The following is a 13,031-nucleotide window of genomic DNA, read 5'->3' as shown; positions in this document are numbered from 1 at the left end:
TCAGCTTCCGCGACTTATCCAGTGATGCCCAACGGTTTCCCGGTTAGCTGGCGATAACGTACCGCAAGCAATTTCGCCTGACGCAGCAACGCCACGATTTCTTGATCGACAGTGCTTGGAGTAACTTGCAAGAGATTGCTCATGTCGCGCAGCTCCATGCCCGGCGTATGTCATCCACTGCGCGGGGACCCTTTGGTAAAGGAGTCACCCTTCGCCTTTACGTTGCATGCAATCTAAAAAAGTCGTCCGATGCATATACCACACTGCCATTGCCATCAAACCGTGCGTCGACCTTACAAAGTGCGTTATTGGCTGATACTTAGCCTCGAGCAGCTTAACGATCTCTCGGTAATCGAAGCAACGTCCGTAGATCTGATGGCTCCAGCGCTTGCCTTGGGCGATCTTCCGCTTTGCTACTGGACTCTGCGTGGACCAGGCCAGTACCAGAGCTCCGGCCGTGCTGCAGGGAATCTCGTGGATGAATACGGAGCCAGGTGTGCGGCTTGGTGTCAGCTTCGGTACCGACTCCGGATTGAGAAGCTCAACCGTATGCCAGAAGCGGATGATGGCGGATTGTTCGGTCGTGCGCGGAGGCATGCATTGTCCTTTGCGATCTGGTGCAGGCGCAAAGATTACCCCGATCGACGGCCTACCGGCGCTCTGTTGCTCGTTACAGGGGGTAAAACTTCATCTGGAACATGGGGACGACAATTTCCGCCTGTCGCGCTTAAGCGGCTGATGTGCCGTTTATGATGGTTCGAGCGCGCGCTCCGACGGCCACCGCGCCTGCTCAGCACCTGGAGTTCCGCCGGTGCCCCCTCTCACCCTGCTCACTTTGGGACCAGGCTGTGTGACAACGTCGTCCTCGCCTGAACCAGGGTTGATTCACGGGCCTACCTAAGATCAAGGAAGTCATCTCTGTGACGGATCCTTTGGCCAACATTCACCTGTCTCGGCCGACGGCTCCTGGCCATCAGCTGTCGCTCATGGACATCTAGGGAAGCAACGTTCCTGTCACGTAGTCAAACCGGTAGACCGACTGATTGAAATCTATTGCTTCAATATGCTCGGAGCTGACGATATCGAGCCGCCCGTGAGGGTGATCTCGAAAGCATAGGATTGGGCAGTGGAGTTGAACGAGTAGTTTGGTTCGTCTTCAACGACGATCAGTCCGTATCTGCTGTGCGTCTCATTAGGGTGCTTCATCGCATCTACCACAGCTCAGGCTCTGGCCGGAGCAGGCGATCAAGACTGGCGGCTATCGGCAGGAAGCGATATTGATTGAAATCTGAGCAAATCCCGCAGTCCTGCGAGGAGCACAGCGTGTCGCGTGATTGCAGCGAGCGCTTCGCTACGAACAGAACTTGCGTCCAGCGGTAGCGACACGCAGCCTCTCACTGTAACGGATCTGAGTCATCAAGAGCGCAGCTTGTTTGACTCATCCGAAGATGGCCTCGAGATCCGCTTCCGAGTCCTCGGGAAGCGAAAGATCCAACGTGGACTCAATGTGATCAAGATGATCTAGCATCAACGCAATAGCTCTATCGGAATTCCCCTCTTCCATCGCTGCGATGATGTCGGTGTGCTCATGATTGGGGCAGGCCGGAACGTTGGGCGAATCATAGAGCAAAATAGTCAAGCAAGTCAGGGACGCCAGTTCACGCATGAGCCGAATCAATGGCGGACTACCAACCATTTGTGCGATCAGCATATGAAATTCCCCGGATAAGCGAATTATTGCGCGCTTGTCGCCATCCCCACGGGCTGCCCGCTCTAGGGCCACATGCTCATACAGCCGTCTGAATGTACTGCCATCAGCCTTGGCAACAAGAGCGCGAATTAGTGCGGGCTCAAGAATACGGCGCGCTTCAAAAACGTGCCTAGCCTCCTCAACGGAGGGGCTAGCAACATAAGCACCACGGTTGGGGATGGTGGTAACTACACCCTCATATGCGAGTCGCGCCAGTACTTCGCGTACGCGTGTGCGATTCACCTCGAAAACGCGTGCGAGCTTCTCCTCAACCAATTTAGTACCCGGCATCAAACGGTGTTCCATCACCGCATTAAGGATGCGTTCATAGATGCTGTCTCGCTTGTCTGCGGTAGCAGGAATCTGGCCCGTGCTACGAGCTTTGCGGGGGCCTGTCGGCGAGCTTCCTTCGGTAAGCACGAGAGATATCCTCAGTAATGAGTGGCATGTTCTGGGAAAGATTGTCACAAAATCATCGAAATTTCCCATTCCCTTGCTAAAACTTACCACTGGTTAGCCTTTTTCGCACCAAGTACATGCGGCGTTTCAGCGGTGCACAATCGATCTAGCTCGTTGCAAAAATGCTCAGAAGCCCATGCTGTAGCGGTTTTCGGCGCATTGCAGCTGGCGGCATCGTTAAAGCGGTATGACACATCACTGGCACAGCGCTTGCTTTTCATTGCGACAAAACCATATTTTTTTTGCCACAATTTTATTTGTGAACTAGCCTCCATTACCGATGGCTTGACGCGCTACCGAGGAGCCAACGATGTCTTGCAGCGGTTACGTGCAAGGCGCGACAGCTTTTTTGAAGGCTTAATCTAAACCACCAGCGAAGTGACATACGGAATGAAAAATAAAATGATGCACCTCTTCAAGAGGCCCACTGCCGTTGCCCTTACGTTTTTTTCGCTCCTCAGCATGACGGTAGTTCCGGACGCGCTTGCTCAGGAGAGAAATTCGATCCTGGTAGTGGCGGGGCCGCGAACTCCAGAATCGCTCGACCAGGAATATCCGCCAACTGAAGCGACTCACGAGGCCAAAAGGAATATCTACGAGCGCTTGTTGGCCTATGAATCAAAAAAAATGGACGGCGTTCAGACCGAGAATTTTGACAAGCTCGTCGGTGCCTTAGCTGAAAGCTGGGAAGTCTCTGACGATATGACGAGCATCGTCTTTCACCTGCGTGAGGGGGTTAAAAGCCCCGCAGGCAATACGCTCACCGCTGACGATGTCATGTGGTCGTTCGAGCGCGGCTGGAACAAGAACGCCAACTTCCGCTGGTATATGGGCCAGATTCTAGGCATCCACAATTACAACGACGCATTCAAAAAGATCGATGACATGACGGTTAAGGTCACCGTACCTAATACCTCGCCGCTGATCGAACGGATCTGGGTCAACAATGACCTAGGTATTTTGGACGCTGAAACTGTCAAGCAGCATGTCACTGACGATGACCCCTGGGCTTCCAGTTGGCTCTCGACCCACTCTGCTTCGTTCGCCCCATATCAAGTGACTAAGTTTCGTTCCGGACAAGAGGTCGTTTATGAGGCCAACCCTAACTACTACCGCGGAGCGCCACGCCTCGAAAAAGTCATTTTTCGCGAGATGCCGACCTCTGCCAATCGGCTAGCCGCGCTTCAGGCCGGCGCGATCGACGTAGCGGAATGGCTTTCTCCGCGAGAGCTCACCATGCTGGAGAAGAACCCCCAGTTAAAGATCTGGCAGGTGTTCGGCAACTACATCCAGCGCGTGGAGATGAACAATACGACACCGCCGTTCGACAACCCCAAGGTCCGGAAGGCGTTGAACTATCTAGTACCGCGTGAAGACATTTTGAAGGCCGTCTATTACGGTAAAGCACGCCAGACCAAAAGTCCTATCTCGGAGATCTACCCGTCCTACACCGACGAGTACTTTGAATATGAACAGGACGTCGAAAAGGCAAAAACCTTACTTAAAGAAGCGGGACAAGAATCAGGCTTCAAAACTCAACTCGGTTACCGCACCGGTGATCAGATCGAGGAAGAAATAGCTGTAATTCTGAAAACCGCCTTCGCCCGTGCGAACGTCGACTTGGAGCTCGTAAAGTTACCGGCTTCCACCCTCGTAGAAAAGTACTCGACTGGAACAATCCCCATGTACTTCTACCGCGACATGGCCATTGTCCCCGATGCAGCATACGTCGCAAACCTCTGGTTAAACAGCGCCTCGCTTATCAATTATCCAAAGTTCAGCAGCGAGGAGGTCGACCAACTCATCAACGAGGCATTGTCCAGTACCGATGAAGCGAAGCGTGATGCCGGCATGAAGCGTGTCCAGCAGATAGTCATGGATCAAGCGCCTTGGATATTCCTGATGAACCCTGGTTATCAACTCGCCACCCGAGCCAACGTGGCCGGCTTTAGCTGGTACACACCAAACAGCAACAGCTGGTACGACTTCTACAAAGAGTGAGAAGGCCAAAGGGGGCACAGATACTTGTGCCCTCACGCTTCGCGCGATTACAAGGACAACCCTATGAAATTCGGCATGTTGCTAAGGTCACTACCGCGCCCGCTACGCATCGTCTTGGGGAGAATAGGCATACTCGTTCCGCAGATGTTCGGCGTTCTGCTCGCAACATTTCTGCTTATCCGCCTATTACCGGGCGACCCTGCCCTGCTAATGCTTGGCAACATGGCCACTCCCGATCAGATCGAGAGCCTGCGAGATAAACTCGGACTGAATGCCAGTGTCTGGACGCAGTTCACCAGTTATCTGTCAACGGTTATCCAAGGTGATCTTGGAACATCCATGTTCACCTCCAACCCGGTGGCGTTAGACCTGCTCGACCGGGTTCCAGCAACGCTTGAGCTGATTACTTATGCGATGCTGGTAACCATTATTATCGCCGTCACGCTCGCGGTAGTTTCTGTAATCAAGCCCAAGGGGCTGGTGAGCAAGTTCAGCAAAGTATATGGGCTTGCCGCGGGTGCGGTGCCTGACTTCTGGGTCGGACTATTGCTCATCTACTTCCTCTTTTATGTTGCCGGCATCGCCCCTGCACCATTCGGTCGCCTGGACCCGATAATTTCAGCCCCTCCTCCTGTTACCGGCTTCCTGACTATAGATACGTTGTTAGCAGGCGACACCGAGGCGTTTGCCTCTGCAGTGGGTCGGCTGTTTCTGCCTGTGCTTACGTTGGCCACTGTCAATGCAGGCGCGTTGATGAAGATGACGCAGATGGTCTTCGCAGACAGCTATCGCAGCGAATACATCCGGCACGCACGTGCAAGTGGATTATCCGAGTGGAAGCTAGTTCGTATTGCGTTGCGCAATAGCCTGCCGCCGATCATCACGATGGTCGGGTTCCTCTTTGGCTTCCTGCTAGGCGCCGCTGTACTTGTAGAAACGATCTTCGCCTGGGGCGGCCTTGGGCAGTACGCCGTCTCCGCTGTAATGAACAGTGACTATCCAGCATTGCAAGGATTCGTCCTGGTGGCGGCCGCATTCATCCTTATTGTTTACACGGTGGTGGATGTCCTCTATGGCATCGCCGACCCGAGGATTGAAGTATGAAAATATTTCCTGGACCCCGCAGAGCCCCGGCGAAGGCAACCTTGACGATCGGATTGTTATTGCTCGCAATGCAATTCCTGGCGATTGTGTTCGCTCCCTGGATCGCACCGTATTCGCCTGTAGATGCAAACCCAATCAACGCGCTTAAAGAACCATCCCTGCAGCACCTGTTTGGCACTGACGTATCGGGCATGGATATCTTCTCTCGCGTTGTTTTCGCTACTCGCATCAATTTGCTAATTAGCGTAACGGCTGTTGCGATCGCATTCATTATCGGCGTTCCGATTGGCCTTGCCATCGGATACTACAAGGGCTGGATCAGCTCGTTAGCGATGCGCATATTTGACTTCGTGCAGTCGTTCCCGGTGTTCGTCCTAGGCATGGTACTGGTGTCGGTAATGGGCCAGGAGATCTGGAACGTTGCGATCGTCCTGGCCGTTCTTTTCACACCGGTCTTCGCTCGTTTGATCCGCGCAGAGGTTTTGTCACTTCGTGACCGCCCTTTCATTGCGGCCGCGCGGTGCAGTGGTGCGACAGACCAAACGATCATGTTCAAACACATCCTGCCCAATGCGCTTACCCCCGCGATTGTACAAATCTCGATCAGTATCGGTATGGCCATTTTGCTGACAGCGGGTCTCTCCTTCGTCGGCGCCGGGGTAAGGATGCCAACGCCGGAATGGGGGCTCATGGTGAGCAACGGTGCTCAGCATATGATTCTCGGAATCTGGTGGGTTGCTTTGTTTCCCGGTCTAGCCATTGTCTTTTCGGTACTTACTTTCGCCTTGCTCGGAGACGCTGCGAAGCAAATATTCGACCCACAGAACAGGAGCATCTCATGATGGATGCCAAGGAACTGCTGCTCGACGTACGCAATCTTTCCGTCTGCTTTGCCAACCCTGCAAAGCCGCCCGCATTGAGTGACGTAAGCTTTACGTTAAGCAAAGGCGAGATCCTGGGAATCGTGGGCGAGACGGGCGCGGGTAAGTCCCTACTGGCAAGAGCCATTATCGATATGCTCCCCGCAGAGGCACGCATCACCGATGGCGAAGTCTTGGTGAACGGTCAATCGATTTCCAAGATGACTGAGGAGCAGAAACGAGGATTTCGCGGGGGTGAGGTCGCGCTCATCGGCACAAATGCCAAGTCTCTTTTAGACCCGGTGGTAAAGGTTGGCGAGCAGATCGCTAGAGTTCTGCGCGCGCACCGAGGCATTGGTAAAGCAGAAGCTTGGCGTGAATCGATCCGCCTGTTCGAACAGGTGGGGATTGTTAATCCCGAGCGAAGAGCCCATGCCTATCCACATGAACTCTCAGGTGGCATGGCGCAGCGCGTGGTAATTGCCATGGCGCTGATCGCGCAGCCGAAAATACTGCTTGCCGATGACGCAACACTAGGCCTGGACGCAACCATACAGTTGCAAGTGCTGGACTTGTTGGTGCAGAAAGGCCGCGAGCTCGGGCTGGCTGTCGTGTTGATTACTCATGATCTCGGCATGGTAGCGAGCTATTGCGATCGCGTAGGGATCATGAGGTCAGGGCAGTTACTGGAGCTCGAAAGTATCCGCTCATTCCTGACCGACGGCCCGAAACACCCCTATAGCCGCGAGCTACTCGAAGCTGCGAAAGTCAGGCCGCTTCCTATGGGCGCTAAGCATGTGCATAGCGAGGTGGATGCAGCACCGTTGCTCGAGGTTACAGATCTCGTGAAGACATTCCATATCAAGGGGACATCGGACGTGGTTCGTGCGGTCGACCACGTGTCCCTTTCGATCCGACGTGGTGAGACGCTGGCGCTTGTCGGCGAAAGCGGATCCGGCAAGACGACCATGGGGCAATGCCTTGTTCGCTTGTTGCAGCCCGATTCAGGATCAATCCGGTTCGACGGCACCGAGACTTCAACATACTCAGACAAGCAATTCATGGCGGTGCGCCGTCGTATGCAGATGGTCTTCCAGGAGCCCTACGTGGCCCTGAACCCGAGGTGGCGAGTTCGCGATCTGGTGGCCGAGCCCCTAAACCTTGGAGAGCCGTTGACGCGCTCGCAAAAAGCGATGCGTGTGCTGGAATTGCTGGATCTGGTCGGCATAGCCAGATCGAAGGCAGAGGTTTATCCGCACGAGCTGACGGCCGGCGAACAGAAGCGCGTCGGCGTCGCCAGAGCTTTAGCCGTCCGTCCTGATTTTGTAATTTTCGACGAGCCGACGACTGCTCTAGACATCCGCGTACGAGCCCAGATCATCGACTTGGTGCGCGATCTTCAAGAGCGCATGGGGCTATCCGCCCTGTTCATCACTCATGACCTTAACTCTGTTCGATCACTGGCCCATTACGTCGCGGTAATGCGTCATGGAAAAATCGTCGAGCAAGGCCCGACCGAGCAGATTTTCTCTAACCCGAGAGAATCTTACACACGCAAGCTTCTGAATGCGGAGCTCCCCATCGAGATTCGGCCCGGCGTAGAGGCTCGTAGCGTCCAGATCGCGGAGGAACTATGAACCACAATCGCTCGTCGGAAAAACCGATCCTCGTGACCGGTGCGGGAGGGCTTGTAGGCCGCCAGTTAGTGCGCCGCCTGTCCGAACAGCAGCGCTCCGTTCTGGCAATCGACCGGTTTTCTTCGGTAACTGAAGAGGGAGTCGAGATCCAGGAATGCGACCTGGGTGACGTGCACCGACTACACGCAATAGCTCAACAGGGTATCGATTCGGTCGTGCACTGTGGCGCTTATTCGGGCCCGATGGTTGCACGAGATGCGCCCTATTCAATGGTCCAAGTGAACATCGTTGGCACTGCCAACATGCTTGAGCTTGCGCGCATTCATACAGCTCGAAGGTTTGTGTACTGCTCCTCGACTAGCGCCTATGGCGTTACCGGATTGCCGCCCGTTATGGAAGACAGCGTGCTTAGGCCAGCCAGCCTCTACGGCGCCAGTAAAGTCGCCTCTGAATATATAACCACTGCCTACGCCAATCAGTACGGACTTTCCGCTGCGAGCATTCGGCTCTCTTGGGTATACGGACCTGGTCGGACCACTCCCTGCGTCATCCGCACCATGATTGAGGATGCCCTTGCGAAGCGCCCCACCAGGATGCCTTTCGGTTCGGACTTTCCTCGCCAATTTATCCATGTCGACGATGCGGTTGATGGGCTGGTGAAGGCACTAGATGCTCCTACCTTGCCAAGGCCGACGTACAACGTCACGGGAGGCACCCGAACGACGCTCGAGCAAGTCGCAGCCTTGGTGCGCGCCGTGTTCACGGATGCTGTCATCGAGTTGCAGCCTGGCCCGGATCCAGTCGATGAATTCCAGGAAAAATTCAGCATTGAAGCCGCGCGGCGAGATCTTGGATACGAGCCCAAGATTGCTCTTGAGCAAGGCCTACGCTCCTACGCGACCTGGATCGCGATGGCTCAGAGAAAGGATTCTTGCTGATTCTTTCAAGAGCGCAGGCTAGAGCCGGACCGCAGATCGAACCCAATGCACATACGTTTTAAAGCCTGCGTTCGGGCGACTCATCGCTGGCACAGCGGGCAACCCAAACCCATTACCGACTTTACATGCTCGACGACGAAACCCTCGTCTGTGTGAAATCGGCCACGATCTCAACCTTAACCAGGTATCGCGCGCATGAACGATTCTGAAAGAGATTACGTCGGCTACGGCCGCAATCCACCAGACCCCAAATGGCCTGGCGGCGCACGGCTCGCTTTGAATTTCGTCCTCAATTATGAGGAAGGGTCGGAGCCATCGATACAAGACGGTGAGAGCTCCACCGAAACCTGGTTTACCGAAAGCAGCGGACTTAACACCGGCGTCCAGGGCCGTGACCTCGCGGCCGAGAGCTTATTCGAGTATGGAAGTCGCGTCGGCTTTTGGAGGGTCATGCGGCTCTTTCAGGAGCGTTCGATGATGGCAACAGTATTCGGATGCGCACTCGCACTTGAGCGGAATGCGGATGCCTGCGCAGCCATCAGGCAATCGGGCTTCGATGTTTGTTCGCACGGCTGGCGATGGATCAAGCATTACCAGCTATCCGAGCAGGAAGAGAGAGAGCATATCCGCCGCGCTATTGATTCTCTTGAGCGAACAATCGGTACTCGTCCTCAAGGCTGGTATTGCCGTTACTCGCCAAGCATCAATACACGGCGTCTGCTCGTGGAGGAAGGTGGGTTTCTCTATGACTCGGATTATTACGGAGACGAGCTACCGTTCTGGTCACAAGTCTGCGGAAAACCGCATCTCGTTGTTCCTTACTCTTTGACCAATAACGACGGGCAGTTTGCCGCAGGCGTAAGTACCGGGCAGCAATGGTTTTCCTTTCTCAAGGATGCATTCGACATGCTCTACAAAGAGGGTCGAGCTCAACCCAAGATGATGTCTGTCGGGCTTCACCTGAGACTTGTGGGCCACCCAGCCCGAGCAGCAGCGCTCGAGCGTTTTCTCGACTATGTCTCAACCTTCCCCGACGTCTGGATCACGCGGCGCATTGATGTTGCCAAGCACTGGATGAGCGTTCATCCCGCACCACACAATTAAGGATGCATCATGGGTAATGTATTTGATCTGACGGGTCACAAGGCTGTTGTGACAGGCGGTAGCCGAGGTATTGGCGGTGCGATAGCGGAACTCTTCCTGGAGCACGGGGCAGAGGTTGCGATCTGCCATCTCGGTGACCACGCCAACGCGGAGAGTTTCAAGGATCGGATGAAAACCAAAGGTCTTGAGCTTCATTCCGCCGAATGCGACGTATCTGACCCCGCAGCGGTAGCGGCCTTCGCAGAATGGGCGCAGGGGCGGATGGGCAGTGTTGATATCGTCGTCAACTCTGCAGGTTTAGGCGGCGGCGACCGCCCGTTCTCGACGACCGACGACAGCGATTGGGATCGAATCGTTGGAGTGAATCTCCGCGGAACCATGTTAGTCACGAGAGCCTTCTTCGCAGCGATGGTTTCGCGCAACTATGGCCGCATCATCAACGTCGCGTCTCAATTGGCCTATAAAGGCGCACCCGGCCTTGCCCACTATTGCGCGGCTAAAGCTGGGGTCGTGGGCTTCACGCGAGCGCTCGCCTATGAAGGGGCGCCATACAACGTGATGGTGAACGCCATTGCCCCTGGCCCGGTAGACACCGAACTTCTGCGCAACCATAGCAAGGAATGGCTTGAAACCAAGAAGGCGCAATTGCCAATCGGACGATTCGGGCATGTAGCCGAAATAGCCCCAACTGCCCTCCTTCTGGCATCAAGGGCGGGCGCGTTCTATGCCGGCCAGACACTGTCACCAAATGGTGGCGATGTGATGCTTTGAATTCTTATGTCAGTACATGAGTAGCACCATGCGGTAACTCTTGGCGGGCCGCATGGCGCAACGGCGCACGGGAAGACTTCCGTTCCAACATTATGGAATCGAGTTTGCCCACGCCATTACCGGCGAGGCCGGTCAAAATTTTAGGGACTTGAATGAATACATTCGACACAGTCATCCGCAATGCCCGCGTAGTCACCGCGGCAGACACCTTCACCAGCGACATCGGCATTCGCGATGGGCGCATCGCGGCGCTGGGAATTGACCTGCCGACTGGCATCAAGGAAATCGACGCCAAAGGCCGTCATGTGACGCCAGGAGGAATAGACAGTCATGTGCACCTGGACCAGCCTACCGGAGACGGTTCGATCATGGCCGACGACTTTCTCAGCGGCACCATCTCCGCAGCCTGCGGCGGCACCACCACGGTGATCCCGTTTGCTTGTCAGCAAAAAGGCAAGAGCCTGCGCGCCGCCGTGGAGGACTATCACCGCCGCGTCGGTCAGAAGCCGGTAATCGACTATGCCTTCCACATGATCGTAACCGACCCGACGCCGGAAGTCCTGCGCGACGAGCTGCCGGCTCTGATCGCTGAGGGTTACACCTCTTTCAAGATCTACATGACCTACGACGCCCTGAAACTCAGCGACCGCGAGATTCTGGATACCCTGTCGGTCGCCCGCAGCGAAGGTGCGATGGTCATGCTGCATGCGGAGAACGCCGACTGCATCGCCTGGCTCACCGAGCGCCTGCTCGCCGCCGGCCACACCGCGCCGCGCTACCACGCGACCTCGCGGCCGATGCTAGTAGAACGTGAGGCGACGCACCGCGCCATTGCCCTGGCGGAACTGGTCGACGTGCCAATACTGATCGTCCACGTTTCTGGGCGAGAGGCCGTCGAACAGATTCGCTGGGCGCAAAGCAACGGTCTTAAGGTGTACGCCGAAACCTGTCCGCAGTACCTATTTCTCACCGCCGACTCGCTGGGTTGCGACGATAGCTTCGAGGGCGCAAAGTGCATCTGCAGCCCGCCGCCGCGGGACAAGGCCAACCAACAGGTTATATGGGACGGGCTGGAAAACGGTTCATTCGAGGTGTTCTCCTCGGATCACGCCCCCTTCCACTACGATGGCCCGGACGGCAAGAAAGCACACGGCGAGCAAGTGTCCTTCGACAAAGTCGCTAACGGTATTCCCGGTATCGAAACGCGCATGGCCCTGCTCTGGTCCGAAGGCGTACGCACCGGGCGAATCACTCCCCAGAGCTTCGTAGCCCTCACCTCGACCAATGCCGCCAAGCTATATGGTTTGTATCCGCGCAAGGGCAGCATCGCGATCGGTTCGGATGCAGACCTGGTAATCTGGGACGAAGGCCAAACCTTCCACCTGGACAATGATCGCCTGCACCACAATGTCGATTACACCCCCTACGCAGGGATGCATCTCAGCGCCTGGCCAGCAATGACACTATCGCGTGGCGACGTCGTGTGGGATGGCGAAATACCGCGCGGTGGCTCGGGCCGAGGCCAGTTCCTGCCTTGTGCTCGGCCAGACCCGGCGAAGCCACGTCGCCGCGAGACGGAAATCCCGCTATGAGCGAGACGCTAATCAAATCCGTGGCCGAACGACTGATCGACGGCTGGCACAGCGGTCGGCGGCAGCCTTTGGCAGGGCTTTCACTGCCGGACGCGGATGCTGCCTATGCAGTACAACGGCTGGTCGCCGAAAGTCTAGGCTGGTTTGGCGGCACCCGCCCATGCGCTTGGAAGCTCGGCGGCGCGCCCGGCGGACTTGCCAGCTGTGCCGCCACACCGGCCAACGCGATCTACTCATCGGGGTGGCAGGTTCCTGCGCGTTATGCCGTGGGGCTGGGGATCGAAGGCGAACTGGCGATCCGGCTGGGACGGGACCTATCAGATACGCCGGACCTAGTCGAGATTCGTGCTGCCATCGACGCTTGGCTGCCCGCAATCGAACTGTGTGACACCCGCCTGGAGGGAGGCGCCAGGGCCGATCCGCTGCTGCGGTTGGCCGATCAGCAGCTCAACCGCGCACTAATTCTGGGCGAGCCTGTGCTGCTGGTGGATCTCCCGGAGTGGACACGGCAATCGGTCGTGTTGGAGGTAAATGGTCACAAACAGCTCGCTGCGACCGGCTCGCATCCCTTCGTCAATCCGCTGGCCTCGTTACCCTGGCTGGCCCGACATGCTGCCGAACAAAATACGCCTTTGCGTGCCGGCGACCTGATTGCCACTGGCAGTTGGACGGGCATCTACTGGGCTAGCTGGGGGCAGCGTATTGAAGTCGGCTTTGGCAAATTTGGAAAAGTCACACTACTGACCTGACGATGTGAAGCTGTTCCGAGAGAGCTTACAGCTCCGGCCGCTTCTGGCCCAGAGTGTGTAAAAACG

General features: G+C 56.1%; 12 protein-coding genes. 9 read left to right on the top strand and 3 right to left on the bottom strand.

The genetic code is table 11. The features are described 5' to 3' along the window. Window positions 1-14 precede the first annotated feature (14 nt). The 3 genes from H3028_RS21425 to H3028_RS20500 form a co-directional block, all read right to left on the bottom strand. Complete coding sequence (locus H3028_RS21425; protein ID WP_258237876.1) at window positions 15-143, bottom strand: hypothetical protein; 129 nt, start codon at window positions 141-143, stop codon at window positions 15-17. 61 nt (window positions 144-204) lie between these two features. After that, window positions 205-597 carry a hypothetical protein gene (locus H3028_RS20505; protein ID WP_181299051.1) on the bottom strand — a complete coding sequence of 131 codons (393 nt, stop codon included), beginning with the start codon at window positions 595-597 and terminating at the stop codon, window positions 205-207. An 841-nt stretch (window positions 598-1,438) separates the two neighbouring features. Continuing rightward, window positions 1,439-2,170: a GntR family transcriptional regulator gene (locus H3028_RS20500; protein ID WP_309109577.1), complete on the bottom strand. Its 732-nt coding sequence runs from the start codon at window positions 2,168-2,170 to the stop codon at window positions 1,439-1,441. A gap of 441 nt (window positions 2,171-2,611) precedes the next feature. Between H3028_RS20500 and H3028_RS20495 the strand changes: the two genes are divergently transcribed. From H3028_RS20495 to H3028_RS20455, 9 genes are all read left to right on the top strand, one after another. Beyond that, window positions 2,612-4,210: an ABC transporter substrate-binding protein gene (locus tag H3028_RS20495; protein ID WP_258237875.1), complete on the top strand. Its 1,599-nt coding sequence runs from the start codon at window positions 2,612-2,614 to the stop codon at window positions 4,208-4,210. A 63-nt stretch (window positions 4,211-4,273) separates the two neighbouring features. Continuing rightward, entirely contained in the window at window positions 4,274-5,314 is a 1,041-nt protein-coding gene (locus tag H3028_RS20490) for an ABC transporter permease (RefSeq protein WP_258237874.1), read from the top strand. Beyond that, window positions 5,311-6,156, top strand: a complete 846-nt coding sequence (locus H3028_RS20485; protein ID WP_181299048.1) for an ABC transporter permease — start codon at window positions 5,311-5,313, stop codon at window positions 6,154-6,156. Before H3028_RS20490 ends, H3028_RS20485 begins: the two co-directional genes overlap by 4 nt. Beyond that, entirely contained in the window at window positions 6,153-7,811 is a 1,659-nt protein-coding gene (locus H3028_RS20480) for an ABC transporter ATP-binding protein (RefSeq protein WP_219920316.1), read from the top strand. Before H3028_RS20485 ends, H3028_RS20480 begins: the two co-directional genes overlap by 4 nt. Further along, complete coding sequence (locus H3028_RS20475; RefSeq protein WP_181299047.1) at window positions 7,808-8,749, top strand: NAD(P)-dependent oxidoreductase; 942 nt, start codon at window positions 7,808-7,810, stop codon at window positions 8,747-8,749. Before H3028_RS20480 ends, H3028_RS20475 begins: the two co-directional genes overlap by 4 nt. A 195-nt stretch (window positions 8,750-8,944) precedes the next feature. Then, window positions 8,945-9,853: an allantoinase PuuE gene (locus H3028_RS20470; protein WP_181299046.1), complete on the top strand. Its 909-nt coding sequence runs from the start codon at window positions 8,945-8,947 to the stop codon at window positions 9,851-9,853. Between the two features lie 9 nt (window positions 9,854-9,862). Beyond that, complete coding sequence (locus H3028_RS20465) at window positions 9,863-10,624, top strand: SDR family NAD(P)-dependent oxidoreductase (RefSeq protein ID WP_181299045.1); 762 nt, start codon at window positions 9,863-9,865, stop codon at window positions 10,622-10,624. Between the two features lie 152 nt (window positions 10,625-10,776). Continuing rightward, window positions 10,777-12,216, top strand: a complete 1,440-nt coding sequence (gene hydA / locus H3028_RS20460; protein WP_181299044.1) for a dihydropyrimidinase — start codon at window positions 10,777-10,779, stop codon at window positions 12,214-12,216. Continuing rightward, window positions 12,213-12,965 (top strand): 2-keto-4-pentenoate hydratase, encoded by a 753-nt coding sequence (locus H3028_RS20455; protein ID WP_181299043.1) that lies wholly within the window; start codon window positions 12,213-12,215, stop codon window positions 12,963-12,965. Before hydA ends, H3028_RS20455 begins: the two co-directional genes overlap by 4 nt. Window positions 12,966-13,031: the final 66 nt, after the last annotated feature.

It is taken from the genome of Pseudomonas sp. Q2-TVG4-2 (assembly GCF_013620795.1).
Lineage (GTDB): Bacteria > Pseudomonadota > Gammaproteobacteria > Pseudomonadales > Pseudomonadaceae > Stutzerimonas.
The sequence above is the reverse complement of the archived record's forward strand: the minus strand, read 5'-3'. Positions and strand labels throughout refer to the sequence as shown.